A 21,468-nucleotide genomic window follows, 5' to 3' on the forward strand; every position below is an offset into this window, starting at 1 on the left:
GTTTCAGCTTTCACTTCCTCAAGAAAGTTGCCATTAACTAACATAAATATCTAAGCTTTTTTAAAATTAAAGTAATTTTTGAGTCTTACTCATCATCAAGTGAATAACATATTTAGGGTTGTTCAAAATTCACTCCTTCTCATCTGTGATTGGTTGCTTTTAGCAGACTATTTCTCCCAAGAACAAGACTTCTAGCATTGATTGCAAGGTGTTATAAAAATCATCCATTCATACAATACTTTAATTGAAAAAAAATAAACGAACATGGAAAACTTCTTTTTCTTTACTGATAAACAGTCATGGGAAAATCAGGACCAATCGAATCAAAGGGAGTTTGGCGCAATTGATGGAAATAATTATCGACTACAAAGTACACATAAATTTTCATCAGGAAATCCAAATTTAGCGGTTGCCACATGCAAATCTATAGTACTCATACAAGAGGCGAGTGGAAATCCAAACTTGATAAACATTGCGTTAAAACCTGTAAACCCAGTTGACTGGGAATATGATGGTATTGCTTACTTTATGTATAGAGGAATAAAGAAAGATTCAGTCATCATTCCCAATCCAACTACGGGCACAGATTTTCCTGAAATATTAGCATCGTCTTCTATTGCAGGAGCGCCTGATATTAAAACAGCTGTTATCGAAAACAAAGCGCGTCTCAATGCAGACACGCAAAATCCAGACAATGATCCTGCGATTCCTAGACATTTGGGATATTCGTATTCAGCTACGGCTGATCCGACTTCGGATGATTATGTGTTGGATGATGTTCTTTTGGAAGAAATCTTCTTTAAAGAACCTAATGACATTACATTTCAATTGCCCATCGTAGAAGCAGGTGCCATTCTTGGAGAATTCAGTACCACAAATCTTGCTGGTTTTGAAATAATTGGCGATCAAATTGGGTTTGAAGCCACAATGGGAACCTTACGAGCTTCCGAAGAACATATACTTGATGTATCATCTTATTCGAGCAATGAAAAAAAATATCGCAAAGAAGAAATTTTAAACTACTTTGATCCTGCGGCATTTTATGGGAATTTTATCTTAACGGATGACGAACTGAAAGGTTTTAATGCTACAAGTCCAACATTTTCAGAAACTTTAAACAAAGAAGTTTTGTTAGATGATTTTACGAACAAGCATAAAACCTATGTAGATATTCGCCATCAAACGGGACATTCGTATAACTACTTTGAAAACTTCTATTACGACAATAGTGCTTCAATCACACATAAGAAAAAGCACTATATCTTAGGTAATTTTACTCCATATCAGCATGGTGTTAACTCAAGAGTATTTGAGTATGGAGCTGATGATTGGCCACTATTTACATTTGATTCAATTTCAGCAGCAGAACCACAAGGCAAATTACCATACTATATCTCTTTTCTTAATCAAGTAAAAAGTTTAGCAGCTATTTATCCAACATTTAATGTGGCAACACCTTATAAAACTTTTGATGGCGTAGAATGGAAAGACAGAACAAAAGGACACATTTTAGAACGTACTATTTTGGTATACGGAAAAAGTATCTTGGATGTAGATGATGATTCGTATCAAGCTAGCAATTTTGAAGGTGACAATTACGTGAAATCTATGCAATTGTTAAACTATGAAGACTTCATTAACAATGGTGAAGATGCTACTTTTATTGGAGAAGCAGAATATAGAGATACTACGGTTAAAATTGTTCTTAATAATTTATCTACTGGGCCTACGTGTGCTTACTATCACATCAAAATGTTACTTGACTTTAAGCCGACACATAGCTTTGCAGGAATTATTCCGAGACGAATTATAAATCCTGCCAATCCAGCAACAAACGCAAACTTAGAGGAATCCTTACTCAGACATGATGATCATGTGCTCGATTTAATGTTTCCAATATTTGATATGAAACGTGCATCCTCACACACTGCAGGAGAAGTATTAGCACGTGTATATTCTACTGAAAATGCATTTATGACATCAGGAACGTACGGGTATTATTATGACCAGCGATACATTCCAAGAATTGGAGTAGCAGAAGACGACAACAACTTGACATTTTTTGCATATATCGATGAAAAAAATATCTATAAATCGGCAAAAATCAATAATGAACGAGAAGTAGTAAACCTTACCTCTTTCAAAATAGCACAACAAGCAGATTTTCTTTTCGGGTTAACCAAAAGAGACTTAAATGTTTCGCTTCAAAAACAAGATTTTACAAACATTCAATACAAACAATTGGTATTTGCACCAAACGGCTCAGTATCTGATTACATTACCAGTCCCGCAAGTCCAACGCTGCTCTTCTTCTTATCAAACAACAGTGTAAATGACGGCGTAGAGTTCGAGCTGGATTATGAATATTTTGACTGTATCACCATTTCAAAAGCACAGTACAACACACTCAAAAGTTTAAAAGACACAGAATTTGGAGTCAATAACTTCAACAAAGTGTATTTGGGAGTTCGCTACAGCAGTTTATATGATAAAAAATCCGAAAATACAACCATCGGGAGATATCAGTTACTGCTCAAAGGGGTAGTTGAAGATGCAGGAGTATTGAAAGAAAAGCATGTATTTACCAATATTTACATCTACACAAGAATCACGGACAACCGTGAAGAACCAGCAAGTAATTATAAAACAAAATTCTAATGGCAATATATATAACAGAAACAGCAGCACAAAATGCGCTCACGCAAGAAGCTACATTCTATCCAGAAAATCAGCCGCCATTAAGTTCTGATTTATTCAAAGGAAACAGAGCCTTAAAACTCATCAATATGGGAAAAGGTGCTTCGTTAGCTTTAGGTCGAGATAATAATGAAGAAGCAGTACGCTTATTAAATATTGCTTTATTTACAGTAGTTCAAGAAATACCAGGAATAACAGCAGCAGAGCGAACAAATGCTCAAAATTTAAAATGGGGACCAACCAATGTTGATGGCGGATTTGTGGGAACTTTTGCTGAAATTACCAAACTGAGCGTAGAAGTATTTCAACAAAACACTCCTGAATTAGCCGCTACTGCAGATGGTGTCGTAGGACGAAAAACAATCTATGAATTAGACAAAGCACTCAACAGAATCGGTGGCTACGATGCAATTAATGGAGGAACAATTATCAATTACGGATTATCAGAAGACATCGGAAAAGATACGGTGGTTTACAATACGTATTCGGGTGTAAATTACGTTCCGCTGTATAGCGAACCAATTGCAAACTCAAGCAAAGAAATTCTTCGATTAAAAGAAGGTGATATTGTTCGCGTACTTAGAAAACATCCTGCTTCAGCAGCTGGATGGTATCAAATAGTGGTAGTTTCCGCAAGTAAACATACACAAACTACGGATGGACGAGCTAAACTCATAAGAGCTTTTAAAGACAACATTTCTATTGAAGGGCACATACAAGGAGCCTACATTTGGGAGCACTGGGAGTCAGGACCAAACGGTGAATTTAGAGTGCCTATGCCAGATGTAAATTCTAAATTATACAGAATTCCAGCGCGACCTACAACGGAAACTCCGTTAAAATTTACCAATACACAATTAAAATCGCTCATTCAAGAGCATTACTACGATGAGGTAAAAATATTTCCACAAAATGCAGATGGTGAAATATTCGATCCAAACGATCCTGATAATCCAAATGGAAGTCCTAGTAGTATTGTTACATTTCCTAGTAGAGGAACTTTAGTAGAAGATTCACCTTTTTTTAAATTTTGTTTAAATCTTCTCATCTATGCAAACAATCCCGACCCTGAAGGAGATTTACAAACAAATACGACACGAAGTATTTATCCATTGCCAGGAAAAAGTTTCTTTGAAGAAAATGATCATCTAACAGCATACTCTGATTTAGAAACGTATTTGCAAGCAAATCAAAATCCGTCGGATATGTACGATACGTTCTTGCAATTTGTAACTGGAATTGACAGTAAGTACGATTACATCCACGAAACGGCGCCAGTTGATGAAAAAATTCAGCTAAACCTCAATGCAAATGGCAATCACTACATGTGGATTCCTTCCAGACAATTTGCAGAATCATTATGGCGAATTGTCAACAGAGTTTACATCGATGAATTAGATGATACCGATCCTGTAGTACAGCTTGCTGAACTAGCCATTGAAACTATGTTCCCAAGACGCTCAGAAGGACGTCGTTTCAAAATTCAATTAGGAGCAACATACGCTTTTATCGGAGCTGACTTTGAAGGCGATGTCTCCATCTGGCGAAAAGATACTGAAACTACGGGTGACCATATTTTGAAAATTAGTGCTTACGGAGAACTAAAAGTAGGTCCTGATGTTGGTGTAGAGGCTGGATTTGGTTTTTGGTTTGGAGGAAACAATAGAAAACGTAAAAAAGACGGTATCAGAGCAGCTATTGGAGCATCTGCACAAGGTGGAGGCGAAGTTAATGCACTCATCGAATTTGAAATTCCTGTCACAGGAAAAGATCCGTTATCAAGAGGATTGGCGTCTATGATGTATGCTGGCTCAGGCGTTGTATTACCTGTAATTGCACCCTTTGCATTCTATAGAGCTGCAGAAAATTTCAATGTGGACTTATGGAACTATATGACCAAGCTCAAAGTATATGTTGGTGCGTATGCAGAAGCTGGAGCCGAAGCAAGTGCAGGTTTGAGTTTTGGAAACGCTGATGATCAAACTGCTTGGCAAAACAACAATGTTGATGAAAGTTATGCAAAACCTACCAAATTGGCGTCGCTCTTATCTGGAGCAGCAATATCAGCAGGAGTTGGTGCAGGTGCAAAACTCGGTTTCGGATTTGACATTGATGTTAATTACTTTGTTGGAAGCGATTATACCAAATGTATGCGATCAGATGGTACACGTGTGCCACTTGAAATTAAAATGTTTGCCTTTGGTGAAGGGAAATTTCATGCAGATTTTTTCACTTCACTATCCAAAGGACTTTTTGGAATACCAATTGTTCCAAATTTTGTAGTAGATCAAGGCTTAGGAATGAAAATAGGGCTAATTTACAGTATTGCTGATGAACCAGATGTCATCAACAATGATACAAGTAATTTTGACTTCACATTTCAAAAATTAATTCGAAATAGTAAAAAACTAATTTCATTCTATAACTTCTCGGGAGATTTAGATCGTTATCTGGAATACGGATATGAAACTACCTATAATTTTGATTTAACAGAAATTGTAAATACCATCACTGACGCGTATTCAGATGCTACTTTACAACTTGGAGGATACAGTCAAACCTCCTTTGAGTTTGGAACTTCATTACAAAGTATTTTAGACAATTTAGATGGTGTGGAATTTAGAAAACGTTTCAACTTAGCGTATGCTTCAAGAAAACTAAAATCCATGCAACGAAGTCAGCGTATTGTTGGAAATCGTTGGGTAGGTGCTAAATCAAAATTCATGAATGCATCAAGAGAAATTGGAGGTTTCTCACTATCCTCATTCTTAGATTTAGACTATAAAATTTCAGGAACAGATTACATCGAAGCCATTAAAGCACTTGTCATTATGACGCGTATCAGTATTGCGCAATTAAAACTGGACAATCAGAGTATACCAGAAGTATCATTATTACATGATAGACTTGTAACCTTCAATAGCAAAGATACCATTGATGATAGAGTGGCGTATGCACTGACACTTTACAATGATACAGCATTAACACCCATACTAGATGCAAACGCTGGAGCAGCCGCTGTATTTTCAAAACTTCTCACAATGACAGCTGTTGAAATTGGAGCTAGAACTGGATTTTATGGAGGTGACGGAGATTCTTTCTCTAACATGGATCCTGAAATCAAGAAGATGCTTATGGCAATGGCAATCAACTATGTAAGTAAATGGGAAGACATCAGATTGTCTATCCATAACGAACTCACATTTGGACTCGGTGTTAGTGGTTCTCTTGGTTTAGGAGCTAAAGTAAGAGGTTTCTTAGGAGTAGAAGCAGGATTGGTAATGCATAGTGATTTAATTGACAATGACTATGTATACAACAATTACTGGTCAGGTGTTTTAAAATCACTATTTGATGTCAATCCAGGTACACTCCCTGATGGCGAAATACTATCGTCAAAAGACAAAGGAACCTTAGTGGCTATTCTCTTCGATAAGCAACTGTAAGCGCACAAAGTATCTAGAATACTATGAAAAATCATACAAAACTACGCACAATGCGTACAACAATAACTAAGAACATTTTTCCATTAAAAACTGTTCATAAATAATATAATTATGCCGGAAAATAATAACATATTTTATCCTAGTGTAAAAGATCTCGTATCTTTTGATAATCTTCCTGCGAGTTTGAGTTTCGTTGAAGAAGGCTTAGATACCATTCTGGAACATATATATTTCAAAGATTTTGTAGTTCACAAAACATTTTACAGAGAATTTGGTGAATATCGACTAACTGCAATCATCTTTGAAGATGTCGGGATATCTTTCCCAGGAACCGATGGTTTAAAACTATTATTAAACCCTGGGAATATTGAAGATAGTATAGAAATTCCTATCGTTCTAAACTACTATTGGACAATCATCCGATACAAAAATCAATTTAGTTTCAACAGCTTTGATAATGCAATCAAATCCATTGTCGAAATTCTCTTTGAAGTAGCAGGAACAACCAAAGAAGCCTTTTTGCTCGATGCTATAGAAACATTCATTCCAGAAGGTGGTGGAATTGCTGAATTCGTCAATCAATTCAACAATGAATTTACTGAAACTTTAGGACTCACAGATGACCAAGATTTACTAGTAAGTACCAATGAAATCATGGATTTTGTAGGACAAAATAACTACGAAATCATAGACATTGTCGTCACACTATTTCTAAATGATGCTGGATTCTCTTTTGAAGAATTATACAATCGCGTAAAAGCACTATTCGACCGCTATTTTGGGCGATTAGAAAAAGAAGACTTTTATCAAATCCTAATTCCACAATTCAATTTTGAAATTACAGATATTGATCTAGCCTTACAATTTCCTAGAAAATGGTTGCGACCAATATACACAGGAGCTACTGACTATCCAGATGTAGATCCTGCAACGATTGAAATTGGCGAAGTATTGCCAGAACCATATCATTCACGTTTAATCTATAATGTTGGGCGATTCAAAATATCAAGCAAAAAAGGATTTGAATTCTTCGATGAAGATAGCTTCGATTTCAAACGCTCCGAAATAGGAAAAACAGGGTTACAAGTAGAATTTTCAAACTTAAAATTAGACTTGCGAAAAGACAGAAACATTCCAGAAGCATCTGCCGATGGACGTTCTGACGATTTCCGTGGTGTCTATGCCGAATTAGCAGCGGTAACCTTACCAAAAAAATGGTTCAACAATGTAGACAATTCTACACTTCGTATAGCAGGATACAACATGCTCATCGGAACAGGCGGCGTTTCAGGAACAGTAGCTATTGAAACTGTTAATGGAACACCAAATACCAACGACGATTACATGCCTGTAAACATTGGAAATTGGGAACTCGGATTCAAAAACTTTGACATTACGTTCAAGCAAAATGCTATTACAGAATCCAACATTGAAGGACGTTTAAAAATTCCTAAACTCAAAGATGGCGCTGGAAACGATGCACTGATTGACATCAAAGGGCACTTAAACGAAGAAGGTGATTTCAATCTCACAGCTTCCGAAGCACAAGGGATTCCATTAAGTCTGTTCGATTTTGTAACCATCAATTTCTTAACGCTCGAATTAGGTCGCGAAGACGAAAAATTCTACGTTGGAACGTCTTGTGAAGTAACGTTCCAAAATGCCATCATGCAGCGTGTATTGGGCGACCAAAAAATTGTATTGCCAAAATTGCGTGTGTACGAAGATGGTTCTATGGAAATTGTGGGCGGAAATGCGTTCATTCCAACCAACATCTCACTAAATCTCGGTCCAATTGAAATTGCCGTGACGGGAATTCACTTCGGCTCACACCAACAAGAAAAAGACGGCGTGATGCGTAAGTACAACTATTGGGGATTTGATGGTGCTATCAGCTTAGATCCTTTAGGAATTGACGCGCGTGGTGAAGGAATCAAATACTATTACACTACCGACAATGACGAACATGGCGGCGATGGCGATAGCTTCTTGCGAATTCAAACTATTGAAGTTGATTTAATCATTCCTGGAACTGCAAATCCAGATTCTGCCTTAGCCATCATCAACGGAATGTTGTCTATCCCTGAACCTGGAGAATCGCCAGAATACGAAGGGAAAATTGGTTTAAAACTTCCAAAAGCGCGTATCAGCGGTGCTGCACAAATGCGTTTGCAACCAAAAGAACCAGCATTTATCATTGAAGCAGGCATCGAAATGCCAACACCAATTCCATTAGCCGCAACAGGATTAGCATTCTACGGATTCGGCGGATTGCTCGGTTACAAATACGTTGCCGAAAAAGAAGCTATCGGACTCGTTTCTGGTGAAAATACTTGGTACGAATACTATACGTATCCGAAACGTGGTGTGAACTTGGACAAGTTCAGCGGGCCGCCACGAACCGATCAATACAATTTACCCGTGGCAGTCGGTGCAGGAACGGTATTAGGAACCATGCACGATGACGGTTTCTTGTTTTCCACACGATTAATGGCAATTTTATCCTTACCATCGGTATTTATCTTAGATGGTAGAGCCAATGTATTGGGCGAGCGTTTAGGAATCTTAGACGATACGGAACCACCATTCTTTGCAGGAGTTGCGGTAGGAGACAATTCGTTCGAATTCTGGTTTGGAGCCGATTACCAATTGCCAAAATCCAACGGCTGGATTATTGATTTGTATGCAGAAGTACAAGCAGGCTTCTTCTTCAACAATCCGTCCGCGTGGTATCTCAACTTTGGTACCAAGCAATCGCCAATTACAGCTCGTGTTTTAACCATTATTACGGCACAATCGTACTTAATGCTTTCTGCAAGAGGAATTGAAGCAGGCGCACGTGTAGACTTATCTCTGAAGAAAAACTTCTTTGGTATCAAAGTAGAAATCAGTGCGTATGTGGAAGTTGGTGGATTTATCAGTTTTGAGCGATTCCAATTAGGAGGTTACATTGCCTTTGGAGGAACCATTGCTATCAGCGTTTGGAAAATTGTCGGATTCCGTGTGAGTCTCGACGCAATTCTATCTGCGGAAGCGGCAAAACCATTCTTACTCTATGCAGAAGTACGTGTGCGTGTATGTATCAGAATCATCGTGAAAATCTGTAAAACATTCAAGGTAAAACTGAAATGGGAAAAAGATAATTCGGTAGACAGAACACCAATTCCGCCATTAGCGAATGGAGACAATCCAAATTATCCAGACAGAACAGAAGAAGCGGTACAAGGTGTACACATGTTGACGAATGAAACGTTTGCACTAAACTATTTCCCAAATCAGCCAATGCCTAGTGAAATTGACAAAGTTATTCCGTTAGACACCTACATTGACTTTAAAGCAATGAAAGGATTAGTACCTAGCGCGGTATCTGACAAAATTGGAGGACACACAGGCGCAGCGGAAAACTTTATCGATCTTATTCCGCCAAACAAAGTAGTTCGAGGAGGAAAAGAAGTACGTCAAGTAAAACACAAATACTCTATTGAAAACATTGGGATTTACATGGCTGATGGTAGCAACTGGCAACCATACCATCCTTTTGAAGCCGTAGTTCCTGTAGCTGAAAGACCAAATGTGAATCACTTGCGTATTGGATATTGGCAACGCAACGGAGAACAATACGACTCTATCCGATTGTTAGCTACGAATCCATTCTCGTATATGGAAGCTGGTGAGCCAGGATGGTTTATTCCAGAGCAATATGGAATCACACCTTCCGAATTGTATTGTGTATCCAAATTGGAGACAGGCGATTGCTCGGATATGTTAGAAAAACCATTAGGAACGAAATACTACCGACCAAATGGCTACATCGGTCATTACATTGATGGTGCCTATTATTCTATTGAAGAAGGAAACGGCGATTTGGAACAAACTATCTATGTGCGAACAATGCAATGGACCGTTCCATTAGTAGATCCAAATAATGGAGAAGATATTACCACTGTCAATTTTGATCGAATTCGACTTAGAAAAGACGGTACTGTTACATATCCTAATATTGGAGTGAACGCAGATATTTACACATTAGCTGGCGGCGTAGCGACCAATCTTATTGAAATTTCAGAGCAATACCTTACGGGAATTAATACGCTTTTATTGAACAATGGCGGAAAAGAACTCAATAGTTTAGAAATTTTAAATGTTGTTGAAACTAATGGAAATCTTTTTGTGGAGGTTGAAGTAAAATCTGAATATGCGTATCCAAATCCAGATTCTGACGACATGTTCTTTGATAATTTATTCTTACGTAGACTCAGACAAAGTGGTGGTGCATCTTCACAAGGAAGTAGAAGTGATAGTACAGAAACACTAATAACTTCCTCAAACGAACCAACTCCAGTAGGTTGTATGGAAGTAACAGATGTTGAAAACAACTTCAATTATGCACAGTCGTTGCAATTTAGCAATGCAGATACACTAGTTATCATTCTGCCAGTAGCAACCGTAAATACAGACTTAAAACTGACTACGTATGCAGAAGGAGTAACCATTCGTTACTACAAAACATTGCTAAGTGATACAGCAAATACACCGCAATACCAACTCGTTCACGAAGTGTACAAAACCAGAGCAGAATTGAGCAATGTAGTTTCATACACCAACGAAAATGAACTCATTACCAGAATTACGGTAACGCCAAAATCAGCCAATGCACACTTAATTCGTGCCGTACGTGAAGAAATAGCAGAATTGCAAGAAGCGACGTATGATAGTGAAACAGGGCAAATTATACCACTAACAGCAGCGCAGCAAGCACAATTGGCAGCATTGCAAGCAGAATTGGCGCAATTGGAAGCACAAGGTTGTAATCAGGCACAAAGCGAATTGCCATTAAAAACTTCTAGCGGAAGCGAAAAAGCAAAAAGTGCAAGTGTTCCAAGTACTTTCTTCAATTCGTATAGCTACACGGCACCGCAGGTAAAAGGGCAATTATCCAATAAATATGCAAAAATGAAACTCATTGGAGGAAATTATTACGCAGTAGGATATCCGCTATTCAATGTGGTAAGTTCTTCTGATACAGATGGCGTATTAACAAAGTTAGATGCTGCTGGAAATGTAATGTTTAGTAAAGTGTATTTTATTGACAATCAGCCTGTAAAATTCTTAGACCTTCATGAGCTTTCAGATGGAAATATACTCATCATCGCAAGTTTGTTTGGAGAAAAACTATTCTACATAAAAGTAGATACAGATGGAAGAATTGTATGGCAGCGCTACTTTATCTGCGAGCAAGGGTTGGATGAACATAGAGTTTCGGTTGTAAAAACGCGACGACAATCGTTCTTCATTAGCTGTCTATCAACAAGACTAGATCATGTATATGTGTTTGAAATTAATGAAAATGGAGAACTTATCAATCAAACAGGATTGGATGGCGAAGGAAAGTATTCCTATGATATTGGCGCAAGTTGTTTGGACCCGGATGATGGATTGATGGTTGGAGTCCGTCGAAGAGACACTGAAAAACCTGTCATTCAAAGTGTCATTTTACATTTTGATAGTGCATTACAATTAAAAATGAAGTATCTCATCAACAGCGATTCACAAGTAGAAATTACAGATATGTTGATGCATGAAGACAGACTGTACTTCATTCTTGATGATTTAGTAAAATCAGAATCTACCATCACGTACATTTGGTATTACGGAAAAGAATTCAAAGAATTGAGTTCGCGAGCATTGCCAGCCTTCAGAAACTGGAAATTGACTGGTTCCGACAAGCCAAATACAGTTATTGTAGCGCACAATGAAGCTCCAGTATACCGAATTGGAATTCAACCTGATCAAAGCTTGGCAATTGATGCTACGTTCAATTTTGAAACGCCAGTACCAATCACGGGAATCAACGATATTTTGTATGATGGCGAACAAAAGAAGTACACGTTTATTACAGATACCTATTTGGCGGTGTTGCAAGAAGATCTGGCAAGTTGTGTCACAATTAAAGATGAAACAATCAAAGGATTACCTGAACGCGCATTTACCTACACCAAAATAGCAGCACTCATAAAAGACTTCAAGCAACTATCATTTGTAGACGGAAGTATCAGAGAAGCTTATCAAACTCTTCAATTAGATGAAGAACTATGTGGCGGTGGCGGAAATGGCGATTGTAGCAAAGACGAAATCTTATGTAATTTCTACGAAACGCTTCAAGCAGCGCTATTTGGTTGTATCAATTACAAAGCAAAAGATCCGTTCAATGACAATTGGAATTGCTTCTTGGATATGATAAAAAGTATTGAAGAATTTGATGGGCTGTATCCACAATACGGATTAATGGCATTGTTGGAAACAGATATCAACACCTTACTTGCGTATCCTGAATTTGCAAGACCACCAATTCTAGAAGGCGCTATTGGATATGCGAATGTAATTTTAGACAAAATCTACGAGATTGGAAAATGCGATTGCACTGGCGAACCTGAAGTTCCTGTAGTATGTAACACATCGTTGCAGCAAGTATGTTGGTTGTCTGTGGAAAAATTTGAATACAATCAAACCATTCCAGGACAAGCCGCTATTGAGCAAGAACAGCAAGATATGGAAGAAGCGGTGCAATACACGGCTCAACCTATCTGGCGACCAAACTCAACGTTCTACGTTCACTATCAACTGAAAGATGAGGTAGACAATGGCGCTGGTGGCGATACGTTTGATTATTACTACGGATTCAAAACGGCAGGACCAATTGGACATTTCCATGATGCAGATGGTGTTACGTACGGAAACGAATACGATGAAAACAATAATTTAATCAATCGTGTAGATACGAACGGAAATCCGAGCGCGACTGGAAAATTGACAAATCCAGACAAATACCCGCTTACGTCCTTACGTCAATACATTGATTATGACAAATCGTATCCAAATGCTGATGGTAATTTGTTGCAAGCTAAACCTGTATTCTACGGACAAGAACAATGCAGAATTACCTTGTACTTTACGAAACCGCTGGCATATCACATGTTGCGTTCTTGGGAAAGCTACTTAGGTTCGCCAGAATTAACAGGTGCAATGCATATTGCTATCAAAGATCCGGTAAGTAATGTAACGATTCCGTATCCGTTGCCAATCGGTTACAACGAAGACTCTGTACCATTGCCAGAAGGAAACGGTGCAGGCGGCGTAGCATGGATTGATGATAACGATCCTAGAATTCCGTTAAACATCAGATTGCTGAATAATTTCATCAACTACATCAACGAAAACAACGATGCTATTGAATGTACGTTTACGGTAGGAAATGCAATTCAGCCACAAAGTTATGCGTATTCAGTAACCTTAACGAATCTGAAACCGCAGAAGTTGTACACGGCGTTGATTTACAATGCTTTTGAAACAGAAAGTAACGATGTCGTATCGAGTGCGCAAGTACACAACTACGTATTCCAAACGTCGCGTTATCAAAACTTCGGAGCGCAAGTAAACAGTTATCTATTGGTGGATGAAGATGATGCAAACAATACACGACAAGCTGTATTCAATGTAGCACTCCCAAACCTAACCACTGGCGATATTGACACCGCATACAACATTGTTGATGGAAATCCTGACGCAAACAGCGATGCGCTCGAAACGCAATACTTAGATGTATTTGACAGATTGTTAGAAGGTGTATTGGGCATGCAACCGTTAGATCCAGCAGTCAACACAGAATTCAACAAAATTTTGGATGGCGACGGAAACATCATTGCAATCCTAATTCGCAATCCAGAACCATTCAACATTCCGAAAATTCCAATAGCACAAATCAACGGAACCGAAGAAATATTTGAAGCAGGTGCTACAGTCGGACACAGAGGAGCAATCCGTGTATTCGATAAAGTAACTGATGTAGATGACGACGCTTACAAAGTATTGTATTCTAAAGACTATTCGCAAGCTATCATTATGCATGACAGCAAGCAAATAACGGCAGACACACTAAGCTTCAAGTTCAGATATCTGATTTGGGATGCAACTACATACGTAATTGATGACACAGTAAGAGCAGAAGATATTGTGCTAGCTCAGTAACAAAAATTAAAAATTGACAGTTTAAAAAAAATAATAAGATGGCATTAAGTAATGACTTTTTTATAAAGAAAATCAAAGTAAACAGTAGCTATGCTGACGTGAGCTTCATAGGAGAAGTTGATGGGTTTTTCTACTGGGGCACAAGATCATCTATAACCACGAACAAAGTAACACTGATTAAAACCAATAGCAATTTAGAACTCGTTTCTGTAAAATCATTTGCTAATGGCGAAATAAAATATGGGTTGCTAAAAAGTATCGTGCGTACACCAAACGGTGATCGATTGATTGCAGGACATTATCACAATATCGATGCTGAACAAAGTGATAAATACTGCATCATCAAACTAGACAGTAATGACAACATGGTATGGTTTAAAACCTACGAACATGAACCAGACATTTACGACTCGTACAAAGTTGAACTCAAACCAAATGGTGCAAACTATTTGGTTTGGGCCAACAACCTACTCTTTACCATAAATGACAGTGGAACGGTACTCAATAGTACGGTAGAAACGTCTTCGGTAAGCGTACAAGATGTGGTAGCTGATGGTAGCGGACAAATTGTAGCAGTCGGAAACGGAAATACGTTTCCAAGTGGAAGACGCGGTGTGGTATCACTAGCAAAACTAAATACCAGTTTGGCAGTTACAGAAAATGTAGAGTACTCAACGGCGTTTGTTCCATCGGGACCGTATGGAGTTGGAACTTCCGCATTTGTAAACAACGGTGAATTGGTAAGTTCAGGAAACATTGGAGACCGAATTTTCTTTCTCTCTTTTCCGTTGGGAAGTACGTTTCCCCAGTCGCACAGCGCTATGTGGTACGACGATACTACCAACTACAGCTCGCAACTATTCAAAATTAACGACGGATTTTATCGTTTAAATATTGATAGAACCACAACGCCAAGTTCAACCATTGTTCAAAAATACGGCTTCAACAGAGCCTTGCAATGGTCAAAAACTATTGACAAAATGAACTTGCATCCAGACACGTTCTACGCTAAAAATGATGCCTTGCTATTCATTCCGTTTGGAACAGGATATGACAATGAAGTTTGGGACAACAAATCTATCGTAAAAACAGATACATTATTAGAGCAGAATGCTTGTATTCGTGTAAATGACAATGCTAATTTTTCACTCACCAAAGAAAACTTAGTACGCGAAACAGGAAGTTTTGCATTCCAATCTGTAACCTTGACTACTCAAGGACACGATGCAACTGTTGTAAACGAAACTAACAATGAAGTCGTAGAATTGTGCTCAAGTACGCCAGTTTCTACCGAATGTTACTTTACAAGTTCCTTCCGAAGCAATGGCTCGTTTGACGGAAACAGTTCAGTATGCACTTTGGCAAACAATCGTATCTTAACCGTTGGCGGCAACGGAAGTGGAGGAGTTGTAACGTTATTAAATAACAACAGTCAAGTAGTTTGGCGAAAGCATCTCACTGTTGTTGAACGAAACGTCGGACTATCATCCGTAGCACCATGTCCAGACGGGCAAAGTGCCATTGTATTAGGACACTATGCAACAGGGCAAACCAACAGAGTACATCTAATAGTGTTCAGAATAGATATCACAGGAACCATTATTTGGTCCAAACTGCTCTATTCGCCAAACACGCGATTCAGCACAGGATTGCGAACGCTTGATTTTAGCAACGGAACACAAAAATACCTCATTTCAGCCTGGTTCAATGAATTTTCGTCCATTGACGATATGGAATTGTACAAACTAGATGAAAACGGAAACTTATTGTCTTCCAGAAAAGTAACAGGTATTTCCGATGAGCAAATCATGGGAATCATTTCAACACCTGCTGGATTTACCATTTTAGGTTCTGCAACAACGCCTGGCGGACAAACAGTGCGTCACGGAATTGTGCTATCATTCGACAATAACTTAGGACTCAACTGGGGAAGACGCGTAGGAAATGGCTCGTATATCTATACTACGGGAGCAATTTTAACATCATCGACTACAGAAAACTATATTGTAGTTGCGGTAAATGACAATTCCAACAAACTTTATATTAGTAATTTTGACAATACGCTCAGCTCATACAGTGTAAAAACGGCAAATTTTGGAAGTGCCACTGACAAACTCAGTCCGTCAATCCGACTCGTTCAAGGCGCAAACGATACATTCTATTGTATTGCAAATTACACCACAAATCGCGCAGCAGAAGTGCTCAAATTTGATTATCAGTTGAACGAATTATGGCGTAGAAAGTTAAACTTTGGAAGCAAAAACAGCATCAGTCAGTTGCTAAACGATGCTGATGAGCAATTGCTTTTAGTCGGTGGAATTGTAGGAACAAACGCTGCATACTTAGCAAAAACCAATTTGGAATTGCAAAACTGTATCTCAGAAAATGTTGACACAACTCCATACACGCAAGAAGCGTTTACAGCAGTAGAATTTGTGCCAACTATTGGCGATTTGCCAAACACGTATCAAGACATTTCGGTAGCAACTACCGATTTGGAAGTGGAACGTACAGACTATTGCAGTGAAAATTGTGACACAACCTCACTTCCGCCTAGCGAATACACGTCTATTCAATCGCCAAACTTCTACTTGCAAGCTGCAGGCTCAACAGGAAACGATGGCAGTACACAAGGAATTCATACGCGCTGGGTTTTCTCGGGTGCTTTAGGGGAGAAGCACTTGCCAAAAGGAAACTACGCGGGTAACACTAACAATTTCAACAAACCAGATGACTTTGTTCGTGTGTACCGAACGCCGTATGCCAAAGTAGCAAAAACCATCAGTTTTGCACAAGCACCAAATCTTGTAGACGATGAAAATGCTTTTTGGATGTATCGAATTGACGGAAAAGATTTCCATGTATATTTTAGAAATCAAGCACAATACGCGCAAGTTCGTACAACAATTGATCCAGCCACCAATCCGCAAGGATTTGTACAAAACTACGGTGGTGAATTGATTGAAATAGAAAGTAAACGACACTTGTTCTTTGCGGTAGAAGCAACGGTAAGTTCGTCCGCTTCCAACAGTACGTTGCAAACGGAAACCTTGTCTGTGTCAACAAACACGCTCATTGCACTCAAAAAAGTAACCAATAGAAAAACATTTACGAGTACAGGCTTGCAAAATGTTCGTTTGCTTTGTGAAAATGGTCGCTCGTTTAGAAGTGTTGGTAACAATACCTATCTAACGGAAGTTCGTGTAGAATTATACGGCGACTTTATTGAAGCAACCAACGAAAATCAGGCTTGGACGCCAATGGGAAGCTATGCGCTAACCTTAGACGACAATGTTGCACTACAACAATTAGAACCATCTGCAGGTTTGGTTGATGGAAACTGGCCACGATTCAACGACGATGCTACTGTAAATATTGACAACTACATCAACAAATGGAATGTAGTGGAAGCAGATATTTATGATAGAAATCTAAAAGAAGTGGTCGAAAAATACATCACACTTAGTGATGATATGAACAATCCAAAAGCCGTTGAGGAAATTCCTGTCGATGAAAATATTGTGGTAGAAGATGAAGACGATGTAATGGAAATTTCCAATCTCGACATGCTAAATATCGCTTCGTACGATTATCACATGGCACGTATGTTAGGATTAGGATTCTTAGACATTGCTCCACAAGTACAACAAGGAGAATTCGTGTACATTGCTGAATATGTTACTTTTGGCGACTTGGAAGATGGACAGGGCGCACGCGAAGTACAGCATTTAAGCATGAGTTTGCCAACCGCAACTTCCGACGAACGTTTGCCATTGCCAATAGCTTTAGATGAAGTTATTCCAGGAGCCTATTTTGGAACGGAAACTACAGAACCTTCAAGCATTACAGACGATGATGGATACACGCACGATGGTAGAAAACGCTACGTAACATTGTACGCTGAGCAAATTCCAGACGATGTGTACAATCCAGCGTTTTATGTGGACAGTTCAGAATTTGAAGCAAAGGAATACACCATTCCAGTGTACGCAGGATTGGAGTATAGAAAACAACGCAACGGACAGCCAGATCCTGGTGTTTGGGAGAAACCAGAAATTTCGCATGACAAGCGTTATTTACACACCGATACTACGGTTTCCAATGCTTCCGAACGCTATGAAGCTTTTCCAATTGCCTTGCCAGAAGTTGGGCAACCAATATTTGTACACAAGCAAATCATCAGCGGAACGCATTACTATGGTTCGTACGGAATCAACTGGTTTTCAAGAGCGACTTCGAGTCCTACGGAAGTATCAATCGTAACGGCGTTACAACCAAAAAATCCGTTGTTGCCGCCGTCCAACATTCAACCGCATCTCATTCAAAAAGAGCAGCCGTTATTGTTGACATCTGCGGAAGAGCAAGCACGATATGACGCTATTACGGGCGATAAAACCTTGGCAAGAATTTCATTCGATTACCATTCCTATCAAGAACTTATTGACTACACGGTAGAAGCCGATGCAGCAATTACAGATACCGAATTGGTAACCGATACAACTTCCATTTTTGATGATAACGATGAAATTTTCGCGGAAGATGTAGATATCTTTTTCAGAAATGAAATGCCAAACAACGTCTCAGGGCAAGTTATCAGCGTGGTAGACGATCCTACAAACAATTTAGTTTCTATCGTTACGGTTGACGAATACTATTTATCAAGTGTTGACCAAACGTTGACACCAACCATTCTTAATGGTTTGGAAAGTAATTATGTAGGAGGTGTTTTCATCATTGGAGAGCAACAACACATCATTCACGAAGTAATTCAAACCAGCGGATTTCCACAATTTAAAGTATACAAAAAGGAAATTAGTGATGCGTTGGTAGATGATATTCCAGCGCCAGACGCAGAAGAATTACAAGCGATTGAAATTACGAATGATGGTATTTTTATGGCGATTGAAAACATGCAAACACCAGCGAGTTGGGGAACTCCAAATCCGCAACCATTACATGTAAAAGTAGATACTTTTGACCAAATTCATCGTGAAGTTGTCATGGTAGAAGGTGACAATGGCGAACTAGAACGTCACTTAGAAAAAACGCGTGGAATATGGTCTGATGCTGTAAACAATCACACAACCATTACCGAAGTGGATGAAGTAATTGATTTGGACGTGAATGGCAATCCAATCATGGGACACAAAGGAATGTATCGCATTACATTTCACGGTATCGTGCTTAATCAACATGTAGATTACAGTGAAACGAGTGATTCTGTAGAATGGTATCGCGGAATTGTTCGTGTACACACTACAAGCAATCCAAACGGAAAGCGTAAAGTGTTGAAAGTAGCTAAAATTAACAACATTAAGTATGTAGGTGATACTACGCAAAGTGATGTAGAAGTGTTAGCGTTTGATCCTTTATTTTCGTCAGATGCTGGGTACGATTCAATTCAAATTGGGACAAATGTTTCGGTGAATTTCTATCCTGGATACAAAGTGTACTTGTATGAAAATCAAACCTATGGATTGACGGAAGCCAATCTGTTACCAGGCGAAGATGAAGAAGTACGCAACTCTATCGTAGGATTGCGAAGTCATGATACAGACAATCCATTTTACTCAAGCATCAGTATTCCGAAAATCATGTTTGCGCAAAAAATTGTAGAAGCGCAACAACCGGAACAGCCTGATGGAGCAAAATACGCTACACGCCCAGATTTCTTTGGACGTTCCACGTACACCATTACTACGGAATACACGCACAAACCACACGGTGTGTTGTTTTACAGAGCCAATGATGAAGCGTTGTTGAATGCGCTGTATGAAAAAGCAACGGTGCGTCAAATTCGAGAAGAACTCAAAGCCTTAGGTGGAAATAATGAGGAATATTTTACCAATCGCTGGGAAAACTTCTTGGACTTTGCAACGCTTGCATCGGAAGGAGATTACCGCGTATATCCGCCAGTAGGTGTATCTACAGAGAATTACAAATTTCCAAATCCTGACAAAGTTGCTTTGTTTGAGTGGGCAAATGACATCATTGCTCGAATTAATGGTAATACTGCATTTCCACCAGCCCAAACAGTGACGCCGTTTGTAGCCGATCCGAATGCTGTAAATACAGATGTTGGAAACATCGCGGTTGGTGATCCACGATTGCTCGGTTTTGTAAAAGGAGTGTTGTTTAATGCGTTTGTACCATTGACCGAAGTGCCAGTAGTATATGCGTATATCAACGGACCAAGTTACACGCCAGTCAACAAAAAACAAGTGTTACGAGATGAAAACGGTAGTGTATTATTACCATCAGATCCTGCATTTGAAATGGCACCAATGATGAAAACCACAAGTACAAGTCCGCACACGACACAATTTACAGACTTTACCTTGGATGGTACATCAAACAATATTTACTTCTATGCCGCAAGAGAATTGAGTTCGCAAATGAAATTGGGAGAATTCAGTCGCGCGTTAGGACCTATCAAATTGGTTACCTCAAATGCTCCAGAAGCACCAGAAGTAAAACGAATTATGCCAGTGTTGGAAAATGCAGTTTTAGGAACACCACCGCGAATTCAACTAGAAATCAATTCGTATCCTGAAATTCAAGACATCAAAAAAGTGAATATTTACCGCGCATTTAACAAGTTGGATGCACAATCTATTCGCACGATGACTTTGGTGGATTCGGTTGATGTAGATGCAGCAGGATTGGCAGGCAATGCATTGTGGACTGTGTATGACGATTTTACAGACTTAGCTGAAGTTCCATACGGAGATGGATTGTTCTATCGCTTAACAGTGTCGCGACAAATAGAATACGCGGAAGCTGATTATGGAAGTGGTTCACCGCAAATTGTTACTGATTATGCGCCATCGCAAGCTTCTAAAATAGTCGCTTCTATGATGGTGGAAGTGGCAAATCCGCCAGCACCAACGTTGCAATATATTGCGGAACCCATTGAACCGAATGGTGACGTGAATCAGATTGCGTTGCAGTGGGATAAAACATGTTACAAAGGAACCTACTTTGTGTTTAAAATGAATGCGCAAGGAAACTGGGTGAAAATTCATGAAGTTACCACAAACGAGACAACTATTTTTGTATTGCTAGAAGATACGGCACTGCAAAATCACAGTTTGGCTACGCAGGATGCTGACGGAAATACCATTTATCATCACTTTAAAGTGGTAGCACAAAACACGTCAGGCATGCAAAGTACGGAAGAAAACATATTAACGATACCAAATGAAGACAACTGGGTTGACATTGGCGGTATTGGCGATATGATTGTCGGAACCACATTCACAATTAGATAAACATTTAGAACTCGCTTGAACCTTCTCAC

At 39.0% G+C, this 21,468-nt stretch carries 4 protein-coding genes; all 4 read left to right on the forward strand.

Annotation, left to right across the window (positions count from 1 at the left end; all coding sequences use genetic code 11):
* Positions 1-264 precede the first annotated feature (264 nt).
* The 4 genes from C8N46_RS16675 (at position 265) to C8N46_RS16690 (ending at position 21,439) form a co-directional block, all read left to right on the forward strand.
* Entirely contained in the window at positions 265-2,658 is a 2,394-nt protein-coding gene (locus C8N46_RS16675; RefSeq protein ID WP_108116131.1) for a hypothetical protein, read from the forward strand.
* Entirely contained in the window at positions 2,658-6,143 is a 3,486-nt protein-coding gene (locus C8N46_RS16680; RefSeq protein ID WP_108116133.1) for a hypothetical protein, read from the forward strand. The genes C8N46_RS16675 and C8N46_RS16680 overlap by 1 nt, the downstream gene beginning before the upstream one ends.
* 111 nt (positions 6,144-6,254) lie before the next feature.
* Positions 6,255-14,168: a hypothetical protein gene (locus tag C8N46_RS16685; protein ID WP_108116136.1), complete on the forward strand. Its 7,914-nt coding sequence runs from the start codon at positions 6,255-6,257 to the stop codon at positions 14,166-14,168.
* Positions 14,169-14,206: 38 nt separating this feature from the next.
* A complete protein-coding gene (locus C8N46_RS16690; RefSeq protein ID WP_108116138.1) occupies positions 14,207-21,439 on the forward strand; it encodes a hypothetical protein in 7,233 nt (2,410 codons plus the stop codon).
* Positions 21,440-21,468 lie beyond the last annotated feature (29 nt).

The sequence above is a fragment of the Kordia periserrulae genome (genome assembly GCF_003054265.1).
Classification (GTDB): domain Bacteria; phylum Bacteroidota; class Bacteroidia; order Flavobacteriales; family Flavobacteriaceae; genus Kordia; species Kordia periserrulae.

Coding starts and splice junctions, on each gene's coding strand:
- C8N46_RS16680 (WP_108116133.1), top strand. CDS start 2,658: ATGGCAATATATATAACAGAAACAGCAGCACAAAATGCGCTCACGCAA.
- C8N46_RS16690 (WP_108116138.1), top strand. CDS start 14,207: ATGGCATTAAGTAATGACTTTTTTATAAAGAAAATCAAAGTAAACAGT.
- C8N46_RS16685 (WP_108116136.1), top strand. CDS start 6,255: ATGCCGGAAAATAATAACATATTTTATCCTAGTGTAAAAGATCTCGTA.
- C8N46_RS16675 (WP_108116131.1), top strand. CDS start 265: ATGGAAAACTTCTTTTTCTTTACTGATAAACAGTCATGGGAAAATCAG.